19 protein-coding genes and 1 tRNA gene are annotated in these 25,357 nt (G+C 68.8%); 9 read left to right on the top strand and 11 right to left on the bottom strand.

Going from position 1 to position 25,357, the window contains the following annotated elements; translation table 11 throughout:
• The first annotated feature begins 113 nt into the window (after positions 1–113).
• Positions 114–569: a CBS domain-containing protein gene (locus J2S75_RS16465; protein WP_307021304.1), complete on the top strand. Its 456-nt coding sequence runs from the start codon at positions 114–116 to the stop codon at positions 567–569.
• A gap of 71 nt (positions 570–640) precedes the next feature.
• Here J2S75_RS16465 and rpoH read toward each other — a convergent pair whose 3' ends face one another.
• Both rpoH and J2S75_RS16455 read right to left on the bottom strand, forming a co-directional pair.
• Positions 641–1,552, bottom strand: coding sequence for an RNA polymerase sigma factor RpoH (gene rpoH / locus J2S75_RS16460; protein ID WP_307021303.1), 912 nt, complete (start codon positions 1,550–1,552; stop codon positions 641–643).
• 151 nt (positions 1,553–1,703) lie between these two features.
• Positions 1,704–2,747 carry an RluA family pseudouridine synthase gene (locus tag J2S75_RS16455; protein ID WP_307021301.1) on the bottom strand — a complete coding sequence of 348 codons (1,044 nt, stop codon included), beginning with the start codon at positions 2,745–2,747 and terminating at the stop codon, positions 1,704–1,706.
• On the opposite strand from J2S75_RS16455, the gene J2S75_RS16450 reads away from it, so the two are divergent.
• A complete protein-coding gene (locus J2S75_RS16450; protein WP_307021299.1) occupies positions 2,746–3,084 on the top strand; it encodes a DUF6476 family protein in 339 nt (112 codons plus the stop codon). The two genes, J2S75_RS16455 and J2S75_RS16450, sit on opposite strands and share 2 nt — an antisense overlap.
• A gap of 131 nt (positions 3,085–3,215) precedes the next feature.
• A tRNA-Glu gene (locus tag J2S75_RS16445) sits at positions 3,216–3,290 on the top strand.
• 245 nt (positions 3,291–3,535) lie between these two features.
• Here the strand turns inward: J2S75_RS16445 and J2S75_RS16440 are convergent.
• From J2S75_RS16440 to J2S75_RS16420, 5 genes are all read right to left on the bottom strand, one after another.
• Complete coding sequence (locus J2S75_RS16440) at positions 3,536–4,168, bottom strand: Isoquinoline 1-oxidoreductase subunit (protein ID WP_307021297.1); 633 nt, start codon at positions 4,166–4,168, stop codon at positions 3,536–3,538.
• A gap of 8 nt (positions 4,169–4,176) precedes the next feature.
• Positions 4,177–4,695, bottom strand: a complete 519-nt coding sequence (locus tag J2S75_RS16435) for a (2Fe-2S)-binding protein (protein ID WP_307021295.1) — start codon at positions 4,693–4,695, stop codon at positions 4,177–4,179.
• Positions 4,692–7,460 (bottom strand): xanthine dehydrogenase family protein molybdopterin-binding subunit, encoded by a 2,769-nt coding sequence (locus tag J2S75_RS16430; RefSeq protein WP_307021293.1) that lies wholly within the window; start codon positions 7,458–7,460, stop codon positions 4,692–4,694. The genes J2S75_RS16435 and J2S75_RS16430 overlap by 4 nt, the downstream gene beginning before the upstream one ends.
• Positions 7,461–7,470: 10 nt before the next feature.
• Entirely contained in the window at positions 7,471–7,623 is a 153-nt protein-coding gene (locus J2S75_RS16425) for a hypothetical protein (protein WP_307021291.1), read from the bottom strand.
• Between the two features lie 195 nt (positions 7,624–7,818).
• A complete protein-coding gene (locus J2S75_RS16420; RefSeq protein ID WP_307021290.1) occupies positions 7,819–8,706 on the bottom strand; it encodes an AraC family transcriptional regulator in 888 nt (295 codons plus the stop codon).
• Between the two features lie 207 nt (positions 8,707–8,913).
• Between J2S75_RS16420 and J2S75_RS16415 the strand changes: the two genes are divergently transcribed.
• The gene (locus tag J2S75_RS16415; protein ID WP_307021288.1) at positions 8,914–14,073 is read left to right on the top strand and encodes a trifunctional serine/threonine-protein kinase/ATP-binding protein/sensor histidine kinase; all 5,160 of its coding nucleotides are present in this window, start codon (positions 8,914–8,916) and stop codon (positions 14,071–14,073) included.
• Between the two features lie 12 nt (positions 14,074–14,085).
• Here J2S75_RS16415 and J2S75_RS16410 read toward each other — a convergent pair whose 3' ends face one another.
• Positions 14,086–15,213, bottom strand: a complete 1,128-nt coding sequence (locus tag J2S75_RS16410) for an FAD binding domain-containing protein (protein ID WP_307021286.1) — start codon at positions 15,211–15,213, stop codon at positions 14,086–14,088.
• Between the two features lie 381 nt (positions 15,214–15,594).
• Between J2S75_RS16410 and J2S75_RS16405 the strand changes: the two genes are divergently transcribed.
• The 4 genes from J2S75_RS16405 to poxB are packed head-to-tail and all read left to right on the top strand — an operon-like array spanning position 15,595 to position 22,153.
• Complete coding sequence (locus J2S75_RS16405) at positions 15,595–17,895, top strand: FdhF/YdeP family oxidoreductase (RefSeq protein WP_307021284.1); 2,301 nt, start codon at positions 15,595–15,597, stop codon at positions 17,893–17,895.
• A gap of 4 nt (positions 17,896–17,899) precedes the next feature.
• Positions 17,900–19,327, top strand: coding sequence for a cytochrome ubiquinol oxidase subunit I (locus J2S75_RS16400; protein ID WP_307021282.1), 1,428 nt, complete (start codon positions 17,900–17,902; stop codon positions 19,325–19,327).
• 3 nt (positions 19,328–19,330) lie between these two features.
• Complete coding sequence (gene cydB, locus J2S75_RS16395; protein WP_307021280.1) at positions 19,331–20,386, top strand: cytochrome d ubiquinol oxidase subunit II; 1,056 nt, start codon at positions 19,331–19,333, stop codon at positions 20,384–20,386.
• 33 nt (positions 20,387–20,419) lie between these two features.
• Positions 20,420–22,153 (top strand): ubiquinone-dependent pyruvate dehydrogenase, encoded by a 1,734-nt coding sequence (gene poxB, locus J2S75_RS16390; protein WP_307021278.1) that lies wholly within the window; start codon positions 20,420–20,422, stop codon positions 22,151–22,153.
• A gap of 16 nt (positions 22,154–22,169) precedes the next feature.
• Here the strand turns inward: poxB and J2S75_RS16385 are convergent, their stop codons facing one another.
• Positions 22,170–23,438: an MgtC/SapB family protein gene (locus tag J2S75_RS16385; RefSeq protein ID WP_307021276.1), complete on the bottom strand. Its 1,269-nt coding sequence runs from the start codon at positions 23,436–23,438 to the stop codon at positions 22,170–22,172.
• A gap of 247 nt (positions 23,439–23,685) precedes the next feature.
• Between J2S75_RS16385 and J2S75_RS16380 the strand changes: the two genes are divergently transcribed.
• Positions 23,686–24,324 carry a hypothetical protein gene (locus J2S75_RS16380; RefSeq protein ID WP_307021342.1) on the top strand — a complete coding sequence of 213 codons (639 nt, stop codon included), beginning with the start codon at positions 23,686–23,688 and terminating at the stop codon, positions 24,322–24,324.
• Here the strand turns inward: J2S75_RS16380 and J2S75_RS16375 are convergent.
• Both J2S75_RS16375 and trxA read right to left on the bottom strand, forming a co-directional pair.
• Positions 24,321–24,827 (bottom strand): DUF1993 domain-containing protein, encoded by a 507-nt coding sequence (locus J2S75_RS16375; protein WP_307021274.1) that lies wholly within the window; start codon positions 24,825–24,827, stop codon positions 24,321–24,323. The genes J2S75_RS16380 and J2S75_RS16375 overlap by 4 nt on opposite strands.
• 143 nt (positions 24,828–24,970) lie before the next feature.
• A complete protein-coding gene (trxA, locus tag J2S75_RS16370) occupies positions 24,971–25,291 on the bottom strand; it encodes a thioredoxin (protein WP_244375265.1) in 321 nt (106 codons plus the stop codon).
• Between the last annotated feature and the right edge of the window lie 66 nt (positions 25,292–25,357).

The raw sequence follows: 25,357 nt of genomic DNA, 5'->3' as shown, positions 1-25,357 counted from the left end.
CGTGGATGCTGCGCTGCCGCAACGGATTTCATTGACGGCGTGTGTATTGCATACCAGACTTAGACCAAAGAATAAGAAGCGTGACAGTCGAGGCTCCAGCAGAGGGATACGCCATGCTTGTCGCCGATCTCATGAAGCTCAAAAATGCCCGCGTGCCGACTGTTCGGATGGGCGAAACCGTTGAAATGGCAGCAACTTTACTCAACCGCGAGCGGATCGGCGCCGTGGTGGTGAAGGATGCCTGCGGCTCGGAAGGCGTCACCGTGGTCGGTATTTTCTCCGAACGCGACGTTGTGCGCGCCATCGCCGAGCGCGGCGCGGCGGCGCTGCGCCTGCCCGTCGGCGACTTGATGTCGCGCAACATGATTTCCTGCCGCATGGACGACAGTGTCGACCATGTCCGCGCGCTGATGGAGCAGCACCATGTGCGCCATCTCCCCGTCATGGAGGAGCACCAGTTGGTCGGCGTGCTCAGCATTCGCGACGTGCTCTCGCACGATGTCCGCGCCGCGGCGACGCTGTCGGGCGCGGCGATGGCGGATGTGACGGAAGCACCGCTTCCGGCGTAAGATCTTGCGGCAAAAGAAAACCGCCCGGTCGGCCGCCGGGCGGTTTCACACTGTTTCAGCCAGAGGCGCTGTCACATGGCGGGGGAATGATCCTGCCGCATCGGCGCCGTCTCCATCTGGTGCACGCGGTCGATGACCGCCTTCTGCACCTTCTCGAAGGCGCGCACCTCGATCTGCCGCACGCGCTCGCGCGACACGCCGAACTCGGCGGCGAGGTCTTCCAGCGTCATCGGGTCGTCGGACAGCCGCCGCGCCTCGAAGATGCGCCGCTCCCGCTCATTGAGCACGGAAAGCGCGCCCGAGAGTGCGCTGCGGCGGTTGTCCATCTCTTCATGCTCGACGAGAACGGACTCCTGACTGTCCCGATCATCCGCCAGCCAGTCCTGCCACTCCCCGCCCCCCTCGACATCACCGCGAAGAGGTGAGTTCAGAGAAGCGTCTCCGCCAAGACGCCGGTTCATTTCGATCACTTCCTGCTCGGTAACGCCGAGCTTGGTCGCGATCTGCTGCACCTGGTCGGGACGAAGATCCCCGTCTTCCAGCGCGGAAATCTGGCTCTTTGCTTTGCGCAGATTGAAGAAAAGCTTCTTCTGCGCCGCCGTGGTGCCCATCTTGACCAGGCTCCACGAGCGCAGGATGTACTCCTGGATCGATGCCTTGATCCACCACATGGCATAGGTGGCGAGGCGGAAGCCCTTGTCGGGCTCGAAGCGCTTCACCGCCTGCATCAGGCCGACATTGCCCTCCGAAATCACCTCGGAGATCGGCAGGCCGTAGCCGCGATAGCCCATGGCGATCTTGGCCACGAGCCGCAAATGGCTGGTGACGAGACGGTGAGCGGCTTCCGGGTCTTCATGCTCGCGCCAGCGCTTGGCGAGCATATATTCTTCCTGCGGCTCCAGCATCGGGAACCGGCGGATTTCCGCGAGGTAGCGGCTCAGGCCACCTTCGGCGGACGGTAGGCTCATAGCGGAACGGGCCATGACTGCACCCTCCTTCTCTCGCGGTCCCCATCAGCGGGCGACCGCCATGCGGCCGCTTGTCAGCCGGCCTCGAATTTATAATAGCAGGAAGAAGCCGAATTTGCGAAAGCGCAAGGCGTTACGGGGTCACGATACGTTGAGGCGGCGCTCCTCAACTGCCGGCCGCGAGCGCCTCCTCAAGGCGGGCAAGGTCCGCCGGCAGAGGACTTTCGAACGACAGGACTTCGCCCGTGGCGGGATGCTCGAAGCCGAGCCGGGCCGCATGCAGCGCCTGCCGGCCGAGCCCGTCGAGCGCTTCTCGCGCCGCCTCGGGAAGGCGGCTCGCGCGCGTGCGCTGACCAACGCCATAGAGCGCGTCGCCGAGCAGGGGATGGCCGATATGAGCCATATGCACGCGAATCTGATGCGTCCGGCCGGTTTCCAACTGACACTCCACCAGCGTGGCGATTGGACGGCCGAGCGTGTCCGCGTACGCCGCGAGGCGCTGCCAATGGGTGATGGCGAAGCGCCCGCTGTTGCGTACCGCGATGCGCTCCCGCGCCACGGGATGGCGGGCGAGCGGGGCGTCCACCGTCCCGCTGGGCAGATCCGGCGCGCCCCAGACGAAAGCGAGATAGGCGCGCTCCAGCGGCCCCGTACGGCCATGATCGGCGAACTGGGCGGCGAGCGCCTTATGCGTACGGTCGTTCTTGGCAACAACGAGCAGGCCCGACGTGTCCTTGTCGAGCCGATGGACGATTCCGGGCCGGCGCACGCCGCCAATGCCGGACAGGCTGGCGCCGCAATGGAACAGTAGCGCATTGACCAGAGTGCCGTCCGGGCTGCCCGGGGCGGGGTGCACCACCATGCCGGCGGGTTTGTCGACGACGATCAGATGATCGTCCTCATAGACGATCGCGAGCGGAATGTGCTGCGCGGCCGGCGTGGCGTCCTCCGGCTCTGGAACCTCGACGCTGTAGCTCTCACCGGCGATCGCCTTGGCCGATCCGCCGGTCACCGGCTGGTCACCGCGACGCACCCTCCCCTCGGCAATCAATGCCTGCAGGCGGGTGCGGCTGAGTTCCGGCAGGTGGCGCGCCAGCACGCGATCAAGGCGAAGCCCTTCATCCTCCGGCCCGACGGTGATATCGACGCGGCTCGCGACCGCCTCCGGCGCGTCGTCGTCCATCTCCTCGTTGAGTTCCGGTGCCGGCATGACTTCTCCTGATTCCGACGACACGCTCGACCCCGCGGCCGAGCGCGTGCTGCGCCGCATGCGCCGCTTCGCCGCCTTTTCCGGGCTTATCATGCTTCTGGGCTTTCTCGCCGTCTTCGGGGCCATCGGATACAAGCTGATGAGCGGCAGGAAAAGCGCCCCGGCGGAAATCACCGGCACGATCCAGTTGCCCAAGGGTGCGGAGGTGCGCGCGGCCGTCATTTCCGGCGACCTGATCGCTGTGACGGTTCTGCGTGACGGGCGCGTGGAGACGCATCTGTTCGATCTCGAGACCCGCGCACCGCGTGGGGTGCTCGGTTTCGCCAGCACGCCGTGAAGAACGTCACCCGGCGCGGCGCCGACCCCGAACGGGGGCATGACGCTTAGGCCAGTTGAAAAGACCGTCTCATTTCACCCGCCCCCTTGATCCCGCCGGCAAAGCGCTCTAAGAGACCGGCCTGCCTAGATGCGCCCATCGTCTAGCGGTCAGGACGTCGCCCTCTCACGGCGAAAACCGGGGTTCGATTCCCCGTGGGCGCGCCACTTCCGTACAAAACCGCGAACACCCGGCTGGGTGGCTCGGTCGGCGAGTACGGCCCTCTCCAGCACCGATCTTGATCCGTGGATGCCCTGTCGGTTGCTCGCCAGCCGTTCCGCCGGCGTTCGCCAGATCGGCCTCGAGCGTCCCACCCAGGCTGCATCCTGTTCGCCAGCGCGTCGGCTAGGGATAGGCGACGCGAAGCGTTGTCCTGAGATCACCCTTGCCGGACTCGACTTTCCGTCGCGTGTCAGGGGCAGGCGGCTCCGCTCTCGACCCAGGCGATCACCAGCGCCTTGGCTTCGGCCTGCGTGCCCGGTGCCGGCATACGTCCGGGGCCGGGATGCCACGCCCAGCCGACCAGCGTGTCGTCGCCGATGTGCTCGATCAGATCCTGCAGCGACCTGCCGCCATTGCGGGCGGGATCCTTGATCTGCTCACAGATCTGCGCGACGGTCCTGCCTTCCCACGCCATTTCCGCGGGCGCGAGATGCCAGGCCGGATGACCCGGCATCCCGGCCGGATCGAAATTCGCCCCACCATGGCAGTTGGAACAGCGCAGGCTGGCGAGCCCCATCCCGTCGACGCCACGATAGACCGGCGGCTGATGCAGCCGCCTGGCGTCGCCCTGCCGGGGACGATCCGTGGCCGGATGGCAATTGGTGCAGCGCGGGCTGGTCAGCACCTTGCCGAGTTCAGTGAAATAAGCCGCCGAGCGCGCGGCGGGATCCGCGATCGTCGCAAAGCTCTCAGGTGGTGCCAGCGCATTCGCCGGTGTGTCGGTCGGGGTTGCCAGCCCGTTCCGGCTGGCGATGCCGACCGTCAGCACGCTGACCGTCAAAACCGTCCCCAAAAACAGCAGATGGCGCCGGTTCATTGTCATGGCCGCTGTCACGCCGTGAGGAAGCGGGAAGGATCGGCAAGGATCACATCGCGCACCGCCTGATGATATTTCACATAGCCGGAGCAACGGCAGATATGGCCGTCCAGCGCCTCCATGATGGTGCGCTCGAGATCTTCGCGCGCCACTTTCTCCCTTTCCAGCCGCTCCAGCAGCACCTGCCCCTCATTGAGAAAGCCGGGGGTGCAATAGCCGCACTGGAAGGCGAAATGCTCGACAAAGCTCAGTTGCAGCGGCGTCAGGACGCCATTGACGGCGTGGCCTTCCACGGTCCGGATCTTCTGCTTGTTGAAATCGAGTGCCGGGGCGACACAGGTTGGCTTTGTCACGCTGGTGCCGTCGTCGAGATCGACGATCACGGCGCAACTCAGGCACTGCGCCGCCCCGCAGCCGAATTTGGTGCCGGTCATGCCGAGCCTTTCGCGCAGGAAGTCGTTCATCGACAGGTCCGGGCGAACATCCAGCGGGCCGACCGCGCGACCATTGATCGTCAGCGACAACATCGTCACGCGAGAACTCCCTTGATCATCGCGGGCGTCACCGGCAGCGCATAGAAACGATGGCCCGTCGCATCGAAGATCGCGTTGAGCAGCGCCGGCACGACAGGGATCATCACCACCTCAGCCATTCCCTTGGGCGGCTCATTGGCAGCGAGCGGCGGCAGCACCTCGATATCGAGATCGTGCAGAGGCAGATCGGAACCGCGCGCGACGACATATTGGCCGAGATTCCACGTGCCATTGCCCGGCCCCTCCTCGAAGGGCGGCAGATCCTCCAGCAGCGCATAGCCAACGCCCATGGCGAAGCCACCCTGCGCCTGGCCGAGAACGACCTCCGGAACCAGGGTCTTGCCGCATTCAAGCACGCTATACGCCTTGGCGATCCGCAGATTGCCGGTCGCGCGCTCGATCTCGATCCGCACCGATGTCCCGCACATCGAGGCGAAGGCGGTGCCGATGCGATTATAGTCCGCCGGCGGGAAGGCCACCGCCTTGCGGTCAAGACGCTGATAGCCGCCGCTGCCGCGCCGCACGGCCAGCGCATCGATCTCGGCGCTCCACTCGCCCTCGGGGAGCGCAAAGGTCGCTTCCGCCCAGGCCCAGCGCGAGAAGGCGTGCGCCATCGCGCCGGTCACGCCCCCCTGTTCGTGAGCTTTCGCCGCAAGGGCCTTCAGTGGAAGCGGCGGGAGACCCGAGAACAGCAGCGTCTCGCCCTGCCAATAGGCCTCGGTCCATCGCTCGGCGCGCGGATCACGGGGCGCGACGCCCCACAGCGCCAGCGCCGCCGGCCATAGGCCGAAGCGGAACACCACACGGGCGGCCTCCGCCGCCGCCTGCGTGCCGACATGAGCGCCGATGGAGGCGCTGGTGGCGGATGAGATGGCCGGCACCCAATGCGGGTCGCGCGCGGCCTGATCCTGATCGGCCTGCGAAATCGAATAGGGATCGCCCGAGGTCACAAGTTCGAGTTCGTCGAACACGTCGATCTGCGCGACGGTCACTTCGTCGGCAATCGCACCGATATGGGTTGCGACCCGGTTCGCCAGTGCCGTGCCGATACCGTTGCCCATCTCGACCGCGTCGCTATTGATCGAGACGCGCCCCTGCGGGTCGATCGAGACGGCGCCGAGCGAGCAGTCCGCGCCGGTGCCGTAGTCTTTCGCGGCGCACGCGACGCCGGTGCCGATGAGGAATCCGCTGCGTGCCGCCGCCTTCTCCCTGGCCCGATCTTTCCAGATCGCCTGTGTCTGCAGCTTGTCGAGAATTTCAGGTGCGCGGACCGACACCGAATAAGGATTGCCGGTCATCGTGCGCGCCCCGACCTTGAGCGCGTTCCTCCGGCGGAACTCGATAGGGTCGAGCGCAAGCGCCGTGCAGGCTTCATCCACCAGTGTTTCAAGCGCCGTCATCGTCTGCAGCGTGCCGTAGCCGCGCATCGAGCCGGCGGTGACGCCGCGCGTATGCTCGGCAACGGTCGTGACGTCGACCTTGGGAATGGCATACATGCCGATGGCGCCGGTGGCCCCTACCACCGCAACGCTCACGGAATAGTTCGCCAGACCGCCGCCATCGAGCACATGATCGGCCGCAAAGGCGGTGATAAGGCCGCTTTTGCGATCGACGCCGATCTGCGACCGCATCTTGAACGCGTGGCGCTTCACCCCGCCCTGGAACTGCTGAAACCGGTCATGGGCGAGCCGCACCGGGCGCCCGGGAAAAAACAGTGCCGCCAGCGCGACATAGAGCGGAAAGGGCGTATGGTCCCGCCCCCCGAAACCACCGCCGACATAGCAGAAGCGCGTGTTGACCGCGCCGGGTTTATGGTCGGCCTGCACTTCGCCGAGCAGATGGGCCACTGCCTCCGCCGCCTCGAAGGGCGACTGCACGCCAATGACCATGTCGAGTTTCTTCGCCGCCGGGTCGTACCAGGCAAGCCCGGTTTCCGGTTCAAGAAACATCGGATCGACCGATTGCGTCGCAAATGAACGGTCAAGCGTCAGCACCGACGGATTGACGGCCTCGAGTTCAGCGCGGATCGCCTCGCCATAGGCAGCGCCTTTGACATAGTCGGGCCCCTTTTCATCCGGCAACACCCGCCAGATCGGCCGGCCCGAACCGCTGTCGACGAAACCGGGGCTGATCCAGCCTTCCTGGAGCGGCGAGTAGATGTCCGGCGCACCGGGTTCAGCACCGGCGACACGAGTGAAGCGAAAGGCGCCATAATTTGCCCCCGTCCGTGGCCCGGTCTCTTTGCCGAACTTCAGGAGGTTGCCGTCTCGGAAAGCGACGCGCGCGACATCATAGGCATCGAAGGTCTCGAACAGCAGCAACGCGACGGGCTGGCCGAGATAGAGGGGCGTGGTGCCGACCGGGCAGAACAGGTCGCCGGCATAGAACTCCGGAACACGCGCGCCGATCCGCTTGATATCTTCCGCCGTCACCACGAGCGTGGGCGTCGCCTCGGGCGGGAGTGCCGCCAGATCCAGACCTTCATAGAGATGCGTGGCATCCGGCGCGCGCACCAGCAGCGCATGGTGGGTCGTGGCCGGCCATCCCGGCAGATCGGCGGCCCGGAAATCGGCGGCATAAAGCTTGCCGCCGGTGACTTTGGCGACGCCGTCGACGCGGCCCAGGGCAGGGTGCGAGACGCCACGACCCGGAAGTGTTTCGCGCGCTGCGACGTCTGGAACCTCAGCGCTCGCGACCGGAGAGACGGAAAGCGAAATGCCGCAGACCGAAGCCAGCTTCAGAAAATCGCGGCGCGAGGGTCGCATAGTTGTTCTTTCAGGTCATCACTGCGCAAACATGCAAAACTACATCAAAATAGGTATTTAGATAAGCGTCATTTGGACGTTTATCCATTTGGAACGCGCAGAGCCCGCCGCGAAAACCGGGATCCTGCATGTATTGCTTATTCCGGCCTTCCCACAGCACCATCAGATCATCTTAGAAGCGCTCTCGAGTCAACATCGCGGCGCGCGCTGCGGCTGCGGCAAGGCCGTCTGATCGTGGCCGCGCCCGGGACCTCCGGCTTGCTCTCGTCAATCTACGGCAAGGCGACGAAATACGCAGCGGGCGGGTTTCTCCCGGCTCTGCCCTGTGCCGGGGTTCCAAGCCTAGCCTAGCCTCGCGTCACTTCGCCCCGCGCCGGAACTCGCCGGGGGAGACGCCGACATGGCGGCGAAAAGCCCGCGTGAAGGTCGATTGCGAGGAGAAGCGGCAGGCATGGGCGATTTCCGCCAGGCTGAAATCGCTGTGCAGCAGCAGATCCTGCGCCCGTTCCACCCGCAGAGAACTGATGAAGCGGTGCGGCGGCACGCCCATGGCGGAACGGAAGGCGCGGGCGAAATGATGCACGCTCAGACAGGCAATGTCCGAAAGCTCGGCCAGCAGCAGTTCGGATTCGATGTTGTCGTTGATGTAGTCGATGACACGGCGCAGCCGGTTGCGGTCGAGCGACACGTCGCCCGGCGGCGGGCGCCGCTCGCCCGCATAGAGCGAGACGAGATGCGCCGCGAGGGCGCGGGTCAGGCTGTCGACCAGCAGCCGGCCGGCCGAGCTTTCCTGTTCCAGCTCGGCCTGAACGCGGAAGCCGACCTGCCGGAGAAAATCGTCGTCGACATCCGCGCGATAGGCGATCTCTTCCGGCGCCACCGGGCGCGAGAGGTCGCGCGACATGTCGGCGAACACCTCGCGGCCGATATAGATGTGCAGCACGTCCTGCAAGTCGTCGGTGATGCGGATGGAATCCTCGACGACCCCGATAGGGCAGAGCCATACCGTGCCCCGCCGTACTGCCGTGTCCTGAAGTTCCCCGCTCGCCCGGCGCTGCACCCGCGCGCCCTCCGCGCCGCGCAGGGCCAGAGTGATTTCCATCTGTTGCGGAACGGGCGGCGGTATCTCGCCCGCCGGATGGTTGCGGATCTCGGCCGCCATCCCCGACCAATTGCGCCGCGCGGAACTGAACAGAAGCTCGGCCCGGGGAAACTTGCGACGGCCAAAATCGTGCACGCTCGCCATGTCACATCCTCGTTCGCATGGGCTGCACTCTCACGTTTCGATCCTGAGGCGGGGCGGCGCCGGGATCAAGCACGTCAATCCAAGCAAACACAATGCCGATCCCGGCAAAGACGCCGCCGCAGGGCTGCGGCAGGTTAAGGCCCTGTAGTGTCCGCTCCCCCTTGCGACACGGCGCCGGCAGGGTGGAGCGGACGGATGGAGATGGTGATGAACTCCAGGACCACCGCGCAGCATGTCGAGGACGCCGGCATCGCCTGCGCCCCCGGCACCCCCTACCTTCTCAGCAATGAGCTCGTCGGCCGCCTCGGCGTCAAGGGCGACGAATGGTGGGGAGGCCTGGCGGTGACGGCGCGAAGCGTCGAGGCGGGGATCGACAGCTGGCACGCGCTCGACGCGGAAGGCGCAAGCTGGCTCATCCGCAGCGCGCGCTGGAACAGCGCGGCGGCCTGCCGGCTGCAGCTTGGCGCCGCTCTCGCCCTGCGGCTGGGCGAGGACCTCGCCGAGGCACCGGCCTTTCTCGGCGCGCCGGACAGTTTCGCCCTCGTCTATCCCCACCCTATGCGACGCACCCTCGCGGAGTTCGCCCGGGGCGGAGCCGGCCTTGCCGAGTTCCTCGCCCTCGCCGTGGCGACGGCGAGCGCGCTGGCGCGGCTGCACGCGGCAGGCGTCGTTCATGGCGCGCTGGTGCCGGGGCGGCTGTTGTTCGACGCGGACCTGCATGTGCGTTTCGCTGAGTTCGAGGCCGGCGCCGGCGAGGGCTCCGGACCGGCGCAGGACTACGCGGCGCTGCGGCAGGAACTGCCCTATGCCGCGCCCGAATTGCTGCGCACCGACCCGGCGCCGGCCGATGCCCGTGCCGACCTCTACGCCATCGGCGTCATTCTCTACGAGCAGCTGACCGGCGCGCTGCCGCTGGCCGCCGATGGCATCGCCGGCTGGCTTCACGCCCATGTGGCAATGGAAGCGCCCTCGGTGCGGCAGCGGCGGCCGGACGTGCCGCCCGTGCTCGACGCCATTCTGCTCAAGCTGCTGAGCAAGGACGCCCGCGCGCGCTACCAGACCGCCGAGGCGCTGGCGGCCGATCTGCGGCGCGTGGCGCGCGCACTCGACCGCCACGGACAGGCGGAGACCTTCCCCCTGGCGCGCGGGGAGTTCGCCGACGCCGCGCAGGTCGCCACACGGCTGTTCGGGCGGCGGGAGGAGAGCCGGGCTCTGGCCGAGGGCTATGCGGCTTTCCGTGCGGCCGCGGCGCCGCATGTCCTGCTGGTCTCCGGCCCGCCCGGCGCCGGCAAATCCACGCTGGTCGAAACCTTTCTGACCGAGCTGCGGGGCCGGGGCGTGATTTGCGCCGCCGCCAAGGGCGTGCAGCTGCGGCAGGGCGCGCCCCTCGCGCCGCTGCGGCAGGCGCTGCGGCGGACATTGGCGCAGCTTATGGCCGGGGACGCCACCGCGCTCATGGCCGCACAGGCGCGCCTCGCCGGGGTGAGCGGCTGCGGCCGGCTCCTCGCCGAACTGGCGCCGGACCTGCCCTTCCTGCCGCCGGACGCCTCCGCCCCACGCGATGTCCCCGCCCAATTGGCGCAGGCCCGCTTGGCGCGGATCGTCATCGAGACCTTCGGCGCCCTCGCCGCGCCGGAGAACCCTGTGGTGCTGTTCTTCGACGATCTGCAATGGTTCGACCATGCCAGCCTCGCCGTGCTGCGCCAACTGTGCGACGCGCCGCCCGCCCATGTGCTGGTGATCGGTGCCTACCGCACGGAGACGCGCCATCGGATGAACCTGCGCGACCTGCTCGATGCGGCCGGCCGCGTGGCCTCGGCGGCACCGGAAGTGCGCCTGCGCCCGCTCACGGCCCGCGACACGGATGAGCTGGTCGCCTTCACTCTCAAGAGCACGGCGGAGGAAGTGCGCGGCCTCGCCGAGATCGTCCATCGCGAGACCGGGGGCAATCCTTTCCATGCCGGCCAGCTGCTGCAAAGGCTGCGCGACGAGCGCATTCTGCGGTTCGACGCGGAGCGCTGTGCGTGGGTGTGGGACGCGGAGCGCCTCGGCCAGCCACAGGGCATTCCCGACCTGATGAACCGGCGCATCGACGCGCTGTCACCGCTCCAGCGCGGAGTCCTCCAGCATTGCGCCAGTCTCGGCGGGCGTTGCTCCGCCGGCGCGGCGGCGCGGCTGTCGGACATCAGCGTTGAGCAGGCCGCAAGCGCCGCCGGCGCGCTGGTCGCCGCCGGGCTGCTGCACCGGGTGGGGGCGGATTTCGCCATCGTCCATGACCGGGTGCTGGAGGCGGCCTATGCGCGGATGACGCCGGAACACCGGGCGCGCGAACATCTCAACAATGCCCGCCTGCTGGCCGCCGGCGACATCGAGACCGACCGCAACCTCGCCCTGGACATCGCCGCCCAGATCGAGCGCTGCGACCTCGACAGCCTTTCCGCGCAGGACCGTGCCCGCTTCGCCCGCATCGTCATGGTGGCGGCGCGGCTGTGCCGGAGCGCGGGCGATGCCGAGCGCGCGCTGCACTGCGTGGACCTGATCCGGCGCATGGCCGCCGATCCCGCCGAGGCCGGAGCGCTGCCCGGCTTCGAAGTGGAATGGCTGCGCTGCGACTGCCTGCTGGCGCTGGCGCAGGTCGAGGAGGCGCTCGACGCGCTGGACGCCCTGCCGGCGCTGGCGCGCGACGCTTTCGACCTCGCCGACATCCACCGCCTGCGTGCGCTGGCCTTGACGGTCAAGAGCGCCTATCCCGAGGCGATCGCGGCGGCGCTGGACGGGCTGAGAAGGCTCGACATCGAGCTCGACGCGGCACCGACCCTCCAACAGCTCGATGCGCGCTACCGCGCCTGCCGGGAGCGGCTCGACGCGATGGGCCTCGACGCGCTGCTGGCGCTGCCCGACATGACGGACCGGCGGGCGCGGGCGGCGCTGGCGCTGCTCTCCACCCTCATCGCGTCCTTTTTCGTCGAAGGCGAACTGCGCTTCCTGCACACGATCTCTATTCTCGAACTCTCCCTCGCCCATGGGCTGGCGCCCGAAACCGCCTATGGCCTCGCCTTTTTCGGCATGCTGAGCGCCCAGCATTACGCCGCCTATCAGCGCGGCGCCGAACTCGCGGCGGCGGCCACCACTCTCGCCGCCCGCGACGGCTATGAGGCGCAGCGCACGGCAACGCTCATCGCCCTCGATCAGGTCAGCGCCTGGACCCAACCGATCCGCACCGCGCTCGACCATGCCCGCGAAGGCGCCCGGATCGGACAGGCGGCCGGCGATGTCGGCATGACGTGCTATGCCCGCAACCACATCGCCTCCAACCTGCTGATCCTCGGCGAGCGGCTGGACCGGCTGCGGGCGGAGCTGGTGGACAGCCTCGCGAGGACCGCGGAGGTCGGCTATGCCGATATCGAGCAGATCCTCGCCGCGCAGCTCGCCTTCGTCGACGATCTCGCCTCGACGGACCGCGTGCCCGTCCCGGTCGCGCCGGCCTCGCACAGCTCTTCCGTCGCCACCCGCTTCTGGACCGAGCACTATGCCGGGCTGCGCTGCTTCTATCGCGGCGATTACGACGCCGCCGCGCGCCATCTCACCCGCGCGGACGCACTCGCCTGGGCGGCGGCGGCGCATATCGACACGGCGCAATCCTGCTTCTTCCTCGCCCTCGCAAGGCTGCGCACCCTGCCGGCCGAGGCTCCGCTCGCCGCGCGCCTTGACGGCCTGAGCGAGGCCCGCGCGCGCTTTGCCGGGTGGGCGCGGCTCAACCCCGAAACCTTCGGCGGCAAGCATCTGCTGCTGGAAGCCGAGGCCGCGCGCCTTGAAGGGCGTTTCGAAAGCGCGGCGGCGCTTTTCGAGCAGGCCGCCGGCGCGGCGGGCGCCGCCGGCTTCCTCCACGATCAGGCTCTTGCCCACGAACTTGCCGCCCAGCTCTATCTGGGTGCGCGTCTCGTGGCGCCGGCGCAGGGCTGCCTGCGCGCGGCGGCGCGCGGCTACCGGCAATGGGGCGCCCATGGCAAGGCCGCGCGGCTCGGCGCCGCGCCGGAGCCCATGGACGATGCCGACACGCGCGTCGCCGCGCCGGAGCGGATGCAGAACCAGCTCGACCTCGCCGTGGTCAGGTCGGCCTCACAGGCCCTGGCGGAAGAAATCGGTCTGGAACAGGTCGTCCGCACGCTGATGAAGAGCATGGTGGTGCATGCGGGGGCGCAGTTCGGCCTGCTGCTGCTGCTCCGCGGCGGCGTACCGGTCATCGAAGCCGTGGCGCGGGTGCGTCACCAGGCGGTCGAGATCGAGCTGCGGCCGGATGCGGCGCCGGAACAGCTCATGCCCTCCTCCGTGCTGCAGACGGTGTGGCGCACCGGCAAGCCGGTGACACTGGCCGACGCGGCGCTGGAAGCGCCGGATCGCGGCCTGTCGATGGGGCGGAGCACCATTCGCTCGCTCGCCTGTATTCCGCTGCTCAAGCGCGGCGAACTCATCGGCATTCTCTATCTCGAAAACGCGCTGGCGGCCGAGGTGTTCACCCCGCGCCGCATGGCCATGCTGGACGTGCTGGCTCCGCAGGCGGCGATCTCGCTGGATGCCGCCCGGCTCTATGGCGACCTGATGGAGGAGAATCTGCGCCGCGCGCGGGCGGAATTCGACCTGCGGGAGGCCCGCAGCGAGCTGGCGCGCACCACCCAACTGACCGCCATGGGCAGCTTCACCTCCGCCATCGCCCATGAGATCAACCAGCCGCTCGGCAGCATCGTCTCCTATGCCGAGGCGGCGCTGCGCTGGATGAACCGGCCGGAGCCGGATTTCGAGGAGGTGAGAAGCAATCTGCTCGGCATCCGCAATGCCGGGCGGCGGGCCGCCGACATCATCCAGGCCCTGCGCGCGCTGGTGAAGCAGGCGCCCTCTTCCCTCGCCCCGCTGCGGATCGAAAGTGTGGTCGAGGAGGTGCTCACGCTGCTGGCACCGGATATCGCCGCCGCCGGGGTGACGCTCGCCACCGCCCTCGCCCCGGAGAGCCGCGCCGTGCTCGCGGACCGGGTGCAGTTGCAGCAGGTGATGTTCAACCTCGTCACCAACGCGCTGCACGCCATGGGCGACCCGGCACGGGTGGACCGCACATTGAGCATTAGCACCGCCACGACCGGGGACCGGGTCGAGGTGACGGTCGAGGACAGCGGCTGCGGCATGGCGCCCGACCTGCTCGGGCGGATCTTCCAGCCCTTCTTCACCACCAAGGCCACCGGCATGGGGGTGGGGCTCGCCATCTGCCGCTCCATCGTCGAACTGCATGGCGGCACGCTGGACGCGCGGTCGGTGGAGGGACGGGGCAGCGCCTTCCGCATCCGCCTCCCCTTTCACGCCGACGCGGCCGGCTGAGGCGCGGCGGGCTCAGCCGGCGTTGAGCGCGAGGTTGCGGCCGAGCCGCTGGCCATAGGCGACGATCGCCTGCCCGGCCGGCACGCGGGCCTCGCCATAGGCGGCAAGCGCGGCATCGAGATCGGCATGCTGGCGCAGCGCGTCGCGCAGGGCGAAGGCATCCCCCGCCGCCTTGGCGACGCCCATCGCCGTGTGCGGCCGGGCGACGAAGGCGGCATCGCCCATCAGCGCGACCCGGCCCTTGACCATATGGTCCGGCGCATAATCGAAAATGGCGTGGATGAAGGGCTCCGGCTCCGCCGCCACCGCCGCCGCGAAGGAGGGCGGGAGCACCTCCTGCGCCTGCGCCCTGAGCGCCGCCACGCCTTCGGGCCGGACACGCCCGGGGGCAAGCGAGAAGGGCCGGCGCACGCCGTCGCGATCGGTGAGCACGTCGCCGAGTTCCTCCGGCGTGTAGCGGCGATACCAGACCCAGTTGTAGCGCCGGTGCCCGACCCCGGTGGCGCCATCGGCGCCGGGGACGAGATAACCCAGTATGTGCGAGCCCGGCGCGTCGCAGAAGGCGAAGCGCTCGAACAGCTGGCGCGCCGCGACCGCCGGCATGTGCGCTTCCGGCACCAGCCCGCGCCAGGTGGCGTAGCCGACATAGGCCGGCTGCGCCGACGGGCCGGAGACGGCGGTACGGACGCGCGAGCCGATACCGTCGGCGCCGATGACGAGGTCCGCCTCCTCCTCGGTGCCGTCCTCATAGCGCACGCGCGCCCCCGCAGGCGCCGGGTTCACCGCGACGGCGCGGGCGTCGATGCGGTAGCGCTCCGCCGGCACCTGCGCGCGGAAGCTGCGCCACAGCACATCCCAGGAAAGCTGCGTCTGCGGCATGTGCTGGCGGTGGATGATGCGGTCATCGCGGTCGAGATAGATGCGCTCCGGCGCGGTGACGCCGACACGGGCGACATGCTCGACGCCGATTTCGCGCAGCATGTCGAACACCTCGCGCTGCGCCACCAGCCCGGCGCCGCGCCCTTCGAGGCCGTGCCGCGAGCGCTCGCGCACCCGCACGTCGAAACCGGCGCGGGCAAGGAGGACGGCGGCGAACAGGCCGCCCATCGACCCGCCAATGATGAGGATGCGAGGGTTCATGACCGAAGGTCCCGTCGTGCCGGCCGGTGACATCGCTGGCGCCGCCAGCGGTGCGGAGCCGCGCGCCGGGCCGGTGCCGGCGTGCGGCGGCACCGAGAGATAGGAGCCGCGACGCCGGCCGTCTTGCAGGAAGGCACGGCGGGGACGTGGGTGCGCGCGGCACAGGCGGACCTCGCGCCGCCGGCCCCATAGCGCCGACACTAGCAGAATACCGCCCGAAACCGCCAAGAACAAAAGGCCGGCGCGTAAATCATACCTAGGTATTTCCAGATCAAACCAACCAATCCCGGCGGCAGCCCGATGTAGAATGGAGGGGTCTCTGCCTGATGGTCATTGTGATTGAGGCGCCGGAGCCGGCGTCGGTCGCATTCGGAGACAGACATGGGCATCGCGAAGAGTATTCGTCCCTATCATGAACCCGCCGGGGGCTGGGGCGCCCTCAAGGCGATGGGCGCGGCGCTGATCGAACAGCATGTCGCGGTCTCCGGCATGGCGACGCTCGCGCGCATGAACCAGCCCGGCGGCTTCGACTGCCCCGGCTGCGGCTGGGCCGACCCGAAGAACCCCTCGCCGTTCGAATATTGCGAGAATGGCGGCAAGGCGGTGGCCTGGGAGGCGACCGCCCGGCGTTGCACACCCGATTTCTTCGCCCGCTTCACCGTGAGCGAACTGGAGGCCTTCACCGATTTCGAGCTGGAAATGCAGGGCCGGCTCACCCACCCGCTGCGCTATGACGCGCTGACCGACCGCTATGTGCCGGTGAGCTGGGAGGACGCCTTCGCCACCGTGGGGCGCCATCTCAACGCCCTGCCCGACCCTGATATGGCCGAGTTCTACACCTCCGGCCGCGCCTCCAATGAAGCCGCGTTTCTCTACCAGCTGTTCGCCCGCGCCGTCGGCACCAACAATTTCCCCGACTGCTCCAACATGTGCCACGAGGCCACCAGCGTCGGCCTGCCGCACTCGATCGGCGTCGGCAAGGGCACGGTGCTGCTGGAGGATTTCGACAAGGCCGACGCCATCCTGATCTTCGGCCAGAACCCCGGCACCAATTCCCCGCGCATGATGACGGAGCTGCGCAACGCCGCGCGGCGCGGCGCGACCATCCTCTCCTTCAACCCGTTCCGCGAACGGGCGCTGGAGCGCTTCCAGGCGCCGCAGAACCCGGTGGAAATGGCGACGCTGACCTCGACGCCGATCTCCTCCCGCATTTTCCAGGTCAAGGTCGGCGGCGATGTCGCCGTGCTCAAGGGGATGATGAAACATCTCCTCGCCGCCGACCGCGCCGCGCAGGCGGCCGGCGCGGCGCCGGTGCTGGACTGGGATTTCATCCATGGCCACAGCACCGGCATCGAGGCGCTGATCGCCGATCTCGACGCCACCTCCTGGGACGCCATCACCGCCAAGAGCGGCCTGTCGCGCGCCGACATCGAAAGCGCGGGCGCGGCCTATGCCAAGGCCGAACGCGCCATTCTCGTCTATGGCATGGGCATCACCCAGCACCGCCACGGCACGCAGAATGTGCAGCAGATCGCCAATCTCGCCTTGCTGCGCGGGCATGTCGGGCGCGAGGGCAGCGGCATCTGCCCGGTGCGCGGCCATTCCAATGTGCAGGGCGACCGCACGGTCGGCATTACCGAAATCCCCTCGACCGAATTCCTCGACCGGCTGGAAACGCGCTACGGCTTCGCCCCGCCGCGCGCGCATGGCCACAACGTCGTCACGGCGCTGGAGGCGATGCTGCGGGGCGAGGTGCGGGTGTTCATCGGCCTCGGCGGCAATTTCGCCGCCGCCATTCCCGATCTCCCGCGCACGCAGGAAGCGCTGCGGCGGCTCGACCTCACCGTCCACATCGCCACCAAGCTCAACCGCAGCCATCTCGTCCATGGCCGCGAGGCGCTGATCCTGCCGTGCCTCGGCCGCACCGAGCGGGACCTGCAGGCCACCGGCCCGCAGGCGGTGACGGTGGAGGATTCCATGTCCATGGTCCATGCCTCCGCCGGCCACAACCCGCCCGCCTCGCCCTATCTCAAGAGCGAGCCCGCCATCATCGCCGGCATGGCGCGGGCGACGCTGGGCAACAGGGTCGCGATCGACTGGGAAGGGCTCGTCGGCGATTACGCGCGGATCCGCACGGAGATCGAGGCGATCTTCCCGATCTTCCGGGGCTACAACACGCGGATCAAGGCGCCGGGCGGCTTCCATCTCACCTCGCTCGCCCGCGAGCGCATCTGGGCGACGCCGAGCGGCAAGGCGCAGTTCCTCGTCTGCGTGGGCCTGTGCGAAGACCCGGCCGTGATCGATCCCGACGCGCTGTGGCTGTCCACCATGCGCAGCCACGACCAGTACAACACCACGCTCTATTCGCTCTCCGACCGCTATCGCGGCGTCTACGGCCAGCGCGACGTGCTGTTCCTCAACCGCGACGAGATCGCCCGCCGGGGCCTTGAGGACGGGGACCAGGTCGACATCGCCACCCTGTCGACGGACGGGGTGGAGCGCGCCCTGCGCGGCTTCCGCCTCATTGCCTACGATTTCCCCGCCGGCAGCTGCGCCGCCTACTACCCCGAGACCAACCCCCTGGTTCCGCTCTACGCGCACGATCCCCAGAGCTTCACGCCGTCGTCCAAGGGCGTGCCGGTGCGGATCGCCCGGTCAACCCTTCAGCCGGGAGCCCAGTGATCCCATGGACGCCGTCGCTTTCGCCCGCCTGCAATTCGCCTTCACCGTCGGCTTCCACATTCTGTGGCCGACCCTGACCATCGGCCTCGCCTGGTTCGTCACCTGCCTCAGCGCCCTGTGGTGGCGCACCGGCAAGCCGGTGTACCGCCAGCTCATGCGCTTCTGGATGCGCATCTTCGCCCTCGGCTTCGGCATGGGCGTCGTCACCGGCATCGTGCTCAGCTATGAGATCGGCACCAACTGGGCCGGCTTCTCGCGCTCGGCCTCCAATGTGCTCGGTCCGCTGTTCCTCTACGAGACGCTGACCGCGTTCTTCCTGGAGGCCGGCTTCATCGGCATCATGCTGTTCGGCGAGGGGCGGGTGTCGAAGGGCGCCCATGTCTTCGCCAGCCTGATGGTGTCGGTCGGCGCGCTGTTCAGCGCCACCTGGATCATCGCCGCCAATAGCTGGATGCAGACCCCGGCCGGCGCCGTGGCCGATGCCGATGGCATCTTCCACGTGGTGAACTGGTGGGACGTGGTGTTCACCGCCTCCTTCCCCTACCGGCTGGCGCATATGGTGTGCGCGAGCTTCCTCACCGTCTCCTTCGTCGTTGCCGGCGTCTCCGCCTTCCATCTCTGGCGCGGACGGCAGGTCAAGGCCTCGCGCACCGCCTTCTCCATGGCGTTGTGGATGGCGCTGGTCCTCGCCCCGACGCAGATCGCGCTCGGCGACCTGCACGGGCGCAACACGCTGGAGCACCAGCCGATCAAGCTCGCGGCGATGGAAGGGCTGTGGGAGACCACGAAGGGTCCGGCAATGACCCTGATCGCCTGGCCGGACATGGCGGCGCAGAAGAACCTCTACGCGCTCGACATTCCCCATCTCGCCAGCCTCTACCTCACCCATAGCTGGGACGGCGAGGTGGAGGGGCTGAAGGCCGTGCCGCCGGCCGACCAGCCCAATGTGCCCGTCGTGTTCTTCGCCTTCCGCATCATGGCCGGCATCGGCATGGTGCTGCTCGGCACCGCCATGACCGGGCTCGTGCTGCGGCTGCGGCACCGGCTGTTCGAAACCCGCTGGTTCCTCGGGCTGGCGATGGCGACCACGCCGCTCGGCTTCATCGCCGTCATCGCCGGCTGGACGGTGACGGAAGCCGGCCGGCAGCCCTGGGTCATTTATGGCCAGCTGCGGACGGCGGACGCGGTCGCCCCGGTGAGCGCCGGCGCGGTGGGGGCGAGCCTCATCGGCTTCTTCCTCCTCTACAATGTGCTCATGCTGACGTTCCTCTGGTTTGCCGGCCGCGCGGCCATCGCCGGGCCGACCGACCTGCCCATGCCGGTCGAGACGCATCCCGGCCTTGACGGCACCAATATGAGCGGCCGCGCCACCCTTCCCCCCGCCCCCAATGCGCCGGCCCTGCCGGGCGCGCCCCATGCCGCGGGAGCCTGACCCATGATCGCCTTTCTCACCGCGCATATCGCGCTCGTCTTCGCCGCGCTCGCCGTGTTCTGCGTCGTGGTCTATGTGCTGGCCGACGGCCTCGATCTCGGTGTCGGCATCCTGTTTCTCGCCGCGCCGCGCGACGCGGACCGCGACGTGATGATGGCCAGCATCGAACCCGTCTGGGACGGCAACGAGACCTGGCTGGTGGCCGGCGGCACGCTGCTGCTCGCCGCCTTCCCCGCCGGCTACTACATCCTGCTGCCGGCCTTCTACCTGCCCATCGTCACCATGCTGTTCGCGCTGATCCTGCGCGGCGTGGCCTTCGGCTTCCGCCTGCAGGCGACACGGTTCCGCTTCGTCTGGGACCTCGCCTTCGCCGGTGGCTCCATTCTCGCCGCCCTGTGCCAGGGGCTGATCCTCGGCGGGCTGATCGATGGTGTGCCGGTGGCGGACGGCATGTTCGCCGGCGGGCCGTTCAGCTTCCTCAGCCTGCTCGGCCTGCTCTGCGGCATCGGGCTCATCGGCGGCTATGCGCTGATCGGCGCGGGCTGGCTGATCCTCAAGACGGAAGGCCGCACCCAGATCTTCGCCCGCGAGATCGCCCATGCCGCGCTCATCCTCGTCGCGGTGATGATGCTGGTGGTCAGCGGCTGGAGCGCGCTCACCGTGCCGGAGGTGGCGGCGCGCTGGTTCAGCCTGCCCAATATCGTGCTGCTGGCGCCGGTGCCGCTGGTGACGCTGGCGGTCATCGTCGCGCTCTGGCGCGGCATCTGGACCGGAGGGGAGAAGCGCACCTTCGCCCTCGCGCTGGTTCTGTTCGCCCTCGGCCTGATCGGGCTGGTGGTGAGCCTGTGGCCCTATGTCGTGCCGCGCGCCGTCACCGTGTGGGACGGGCTCGCCGACCCGCAATCGCTGACCTTCATCAGCTTCGGCCTTGCCGTCGTCCTGCCGGTCGTCCTCGCCTACCAGGCGCATGCCTATTGGGTGTTTCGCGGCAAGACCCTGACGGAACACGGCGCCTATGACGCCCCTGACGGCGCGGCGCGGCCGGAAAGCCTTTCGTGAAGACTTCACGCCTCCCCCAAGCGAGACCGGACCATGTCACGAAACATCGCTGAACTCATGATTGACACGCTGGAACAGGCCGGCGTCGCGCGCATCTATGGCGTCGTCGGCGACAGTCTGAACGGAATGACGGAAGCCCTGCGCGACAGCGACCGCATCACATGGGTGCATGTCCGCCACGAGGAGGCGGCCGCCTTCGCCGCGGCGGGCGAGGCGCAGATCACCGGCAAACTCGCCGTCTGCGCCGGCTCCTGCGGGCCGGGCAATCTGCACCTGATCAACGGCCTGTACGATGCCCAGCGCAGCCGCACACCGGTGCTCGCCATCGCCGCGCAGATCCCCTCTTCGGAAATCGGCGGCGGCTATTTCCAGGAGACGCACCCGCAGAATCTGTTCCGCGAATGCAGCGTCTATTGCGAGATGGTCTCCGACCCCGCGCAGATGCCCTATGTGCTGGAAAACGCCATCCGCGCGGCGGTAGGCGCGTGCGGCGTCGCCGTCGTCGTCGTGCCCGGCGACGTGGCGCTGCGCGCGGCGCCGGCGCGGTCGATCTCGCCGCCCGCCGGCCTGCTGCCCCCCGTGCCCGTGGTGACACCCGCCGTCTCCGAGATCGCGGCCTTCGCCGACCTGCTCAACGACGCCAGCCGCGTGACGCTGTTCTGCGGGCGCGGCTGCGCCGGCGCCCATGCCGAGCTGATGGCGCTGGCCGAGGCGGTCAAGAGCCCCATCGTGCATGCGCTGGGCGGCAAGGAGCATGTCGAATACGACAACCCCTATGATGTCGGCATGACCGGCTTCATCGGCTTCGCCTCCGGCTATGAGGCGATGCATGCCTGCGACCTGCTGGTGCTGCTGGGCACGGATTTCCCCTACAAGCAGTTTCTGCCGACGGGCGTGAAGACCGTGCAGGTCGACATCCGCGCCGCGCAGCTCGGCCGGCGCTGCACGCTCGATCTCGGCCTCGTCGGCGATGTGCGCGCCACGCTCGCGGCCGTGCTGCCGCTGCTGCGAGCCAAGACCGACCGGGCGCATCTCGACGACGCGCTGGCGCGCTACAAGCGGGCGCGCGAGGGGCTCGATGCCCTCGCGGTGGGCACGCCCGGCCGCAAGCCCATCCACCCGCAATATCTCGCCAAGGTGGTGAGCGACCTCGCCACGGAAGACGCCGCCTTCACCTTCGATGTCGGCACGCCGACCATCTGGGCGGCGCGCTACCTCGCCATGAACGGCAAGCGCCGGCTGGTCGGCTCGCTGGTGCATGGCTCGATGGCCAACGCCATGCCGCAGGCCATCGGCATCCAGGCGGCGCAGCCGGGCCGGCAGGTGGTCTCGCTCTCCGGCGATGGCGGCTTCGCCATGCTGATGGGCGATCTCCTCACGCTGGTGCAGGAGAAGCTGCCGGTGAAGATCGTGATCTTCAACAATGGCGTGCTCGGCTTCGTGGCGATGGAGATGAAGGCCGCCGGCTTCGTCGGGCTCGGCACGGACCTCGACAACCCCGATTTCGCCGCCATGGCCCGCGCCGTGGGGCTGATGGCGGTGCGGGTGGAAGACCCCGGCGACCTGCCCGGCGCCGTCCGCCAGGTGTTCGACCATGACGGCCCGGCCTTGCTCGACGTGGTCACCGCCAAGCAGGAACTGTCCATGCCGCCGACCATCGGCATCAAGGAGGCCACCGGCTTCGGCCTCTGGCTGCTCCGCGCGGTGATGAGCGGGCGCGGCGACGAGGTGATCGACCTCGCCAGCCAGAACCTGCTGCCGCGCTGACGCAGGCTGGCCATCCTCACCGCAGCAGCGCCGCGCCTCCCGCCGCCATGAGGGCGAGGAGGCTGGCGCCGGCCAGCGTGAGGGCGAAGCGCCCTGTGCCGAACAGGCCGGCATAGGCCACTTTCGCCAGCATGTTGGCGATGACGGCGAGGCCGAGCGCTTGCGCCGCCACGCGTGCGTCGAGCGTCGGCAGCATGCCGGCCACCGTCACCGTCACCGCGTCGACATCGGCGAGGCCGGACAGGGCGGCGGCGGCGTAGAGCCCGCCGGTGCCCCAGATTTCGCTCGCCACCCGCGCGGCGAAGGCCACCGCCACCAGCAGCAGCGCCATCTTGAACACGGCGAGGAGATCGAAGGGATTTCCCGGCTCCGGCCGCTGTGCCGGCGGCTCGCCCGCCCCGCCCCGGCGGGTCAGCAGCAGCGCGGCGGCGAACATCACCGCCGCGCCGGCCGCCAGCGGCAGCAGCAGGCGGTCCGCCAGCGCCGGCAGGAGGGCCGACACCAGCAGAGCGGTGCGCACAAGCGAGACCCCGCCCGCGCTCACCGCCCCGGCGGCCAATGCCCCGGCGGCGGGGCGTTCGCGCGAGCGGCGGGCATTGGTGATGGTGGTGGCGGTGGAGGAGATGAGCCCGCCAATGGTGCCGGCGAGCAGTTCGCCGCGCGTCGCGCCGAACAGGCGGACGGCGATGTAGCCGCAGAAGGAAATCGCCGCCAGCACGATGGCCATGGCGAGGATGCGCGCCGGCGAGACGCCGCCGAACGGGCCGATCGGCTCCGCCGGCACGATCGGCCGCAGCACGAAGGCGAGCGCGAGCAGGATCAGCGCCGAGCGCAGCTCCGCCCAGCGCAGGCGTTTGATTGCCTGGTGCAGGAACTCGCGGCTGGCGAGGATCACCGCCAGCACCACCCCGCCGGCCGAAGCCAACGTCATGTCGCCGACGAGCGCCAGCGCGCCGAGCGCGAAGGTCAGCATCGCCGCCACCACGGCGGTGGCGCTGAAGCGGTTCTCCGCCACGCCCTCGCGGTACTGGAACAGTGCGATGACAGCGGTGAGCATGACGAGGAAGCCCACCAGCACCAGCCCGGGGGACGCCCCGGCGGGCGCGAGCAGCCGTTCCAGCAGCCCGGCGACACCGCCCAGCATGCCGATGAGCGTGAAGGTGCGGATACCGGCGGTGCGGGCGCCCTCATCCTCGTCGCGCTCGCGCCAGTGGCGCTCCACCCCCACCAGCGCGCCGATGGCGATCGCCAGGGCCAGGCGCCGGAAGATGTCCATCTCATCCATGGCCGGCCTCAATCCCTCGGGCTGCGTGCCTCCCGGCCCAACTGACCGCAGGGATCGACTATCGGCCCGGCAGGCGCGCGCCGGCAAGCGGGGGACTACGGAGGGGACCGCCCGTCTCGACAGAAGGGTGGGTTTGCGCCATGTCCTTGCCGTCGCCACGGGGCACGTGCGGGAGGGACGGATGGGGCAGGCATGGGTAAAGGCGGCGTGCCGCGTCGCGGTTCTGGGCCTGCTTCTGGCCCCCGGCATGCCGGCCCGCGCCGCCGAGCCTCCCCTTTGGCCGGACGATGCCATGCACCGGCTGGCGGCGCTGGCGCTGCTGCAGACGCTGAACGCCGAGCTGCTGTCCAATCCCAGCGCCACGCTGACGCTGGACAGCTGGTGCGCCGCACATAGGCTGGCGGAGAAACCGACCATCGTCGCCGACCGCGTGCGCGGGCAGGACAAGCCGGCGGGGCCGGAGATTCGCGCCCTGCTCAAGGTCGACGCGGATGCACCGGTGAATTACCGCCGGGTCCGGCTCACCTGCGGCGACAAGGTATTGTCGGAAGCGGACAACTGGTATCTACCGGCGCTGCTGACGCCGGCGATGAACGCGACGCTGGAGACCACCGACACCTCCTTCGGCCGGGTGGTGAAGCCGCTCGACTTCCGCCGCACCACGCTCGGCGCCCGGCTGCTGTGGGCCCCGCTGCCCGAAGGCTGGGCGATGGGCGCGCCGCTGCCGCCCGCTGGCGCCGCCCCCCTCGCCATCCCGCCCTTCGTGCTGGAGCACCGCGCCGTGCTCACCCTGCCGGACGGCACGCCGTTCAGCGCGCTGGTGGAGAGCTATACGCGCGAGACGCTGGCCTTCCCACCGCCCGCGCTCGCCGCGCCGGCTCGTTAGAGCGCCCCGAGATAGTCCATCTTGCCGACAGGCACGCCCTTGTGGCGCAGGATGTCGTAGGCGGTGGTGACGTGGAAGAAGAAGTTCGGCAGCGCGAAGGTGAGCAGATAGCTCGTCCCGACGAAGTGCCGCTCGCCGCGCCGCGACTTCTGCACGACCTCCCGCGTCTCGCTACCCGCGAAGCCCGCCGGATCGACGCTGGCGAGATAGTCCAGCGTGGCGGCGATGCGCTGGTGCAGTTCCTCGAAGGTCGTCTCGGTGTCGGGAAAGCTCGGCGCAGTGGTGCCGGTCAGGCGCGCGGCGGCGAATTTGGCGGAATCGCACGCGCTCTGGACCTGGCCGGTCAGGGGGAACATGTCCGGCGCGAGGCGCGCGGCGGCGAGTTCCGCAAGATCGAGCCCGGCGCCGGCGGCGTGTTCCTCGCCCTTGCGTAAAAGCGCGTCGAGATTGCCCAGCGCGCGCTGGAACACGGGAATGGAGGCGTCGTACATGGAAAGCGGCATGGAAGTCTCCAAAAGGGGAATACGACAGGATCGCCCGCGCCAGATCATCTGCCGGGACGAGCCGGGAGCGCGTCGGTCGGAACGAAAAACCCCGGCGCGGAGGACCGGCCGGGGTTTGATCGCAAGCGGAGACGGTCGGGCGATCAGAGCGCGCCGCCGACCCAGCTCAGCATCTTCGCCTTCGGCGCCGCGCCGACCTGGCGCGAGGCCAGCTGACCGTCCTTGAACAGCAGCAGGGTCGGGATCGACATGATGCCGTACTTCGACGCCGTCGCCGGGTTCTCGTCGACGTTGAGCTTGACGATCTTCACCTTGTCGCCGAGTTCGCTCGCCATCTCGTCGAGCACCGGGGCCACCATGCGGCACGGGCCGCACCATTCCGCCCAGAAGTCGACGATGACGGGGGAGGAGGAGTTCAGCACCTCGGACTCGAAATTCTGGTCCGATACTTTTTCGACGCCCATTTGGACACCTTTCTAGAATCGTGGATTTCCACAAAGTTGACAGGAAGGTAGGTAGCCGCCCCCCCA

The sequence above is a fragment of the Ancylobacter polymorphus genome (genome assembly GCF_030813495.1).
Taxonomy (GTDB): domain Bacteria; phylum Pseudomonadota; class Alphaproteobacteria; order Rhizobiales; family Xanthobacteraceae; genus Ancylobacter; species Ancylobacter polymorphus.
The sequence above is the reverse complement of the archived record's forward strand: the minus strand, read 5'-3'. Positions and strand labels throughout refer to the sequence as shown.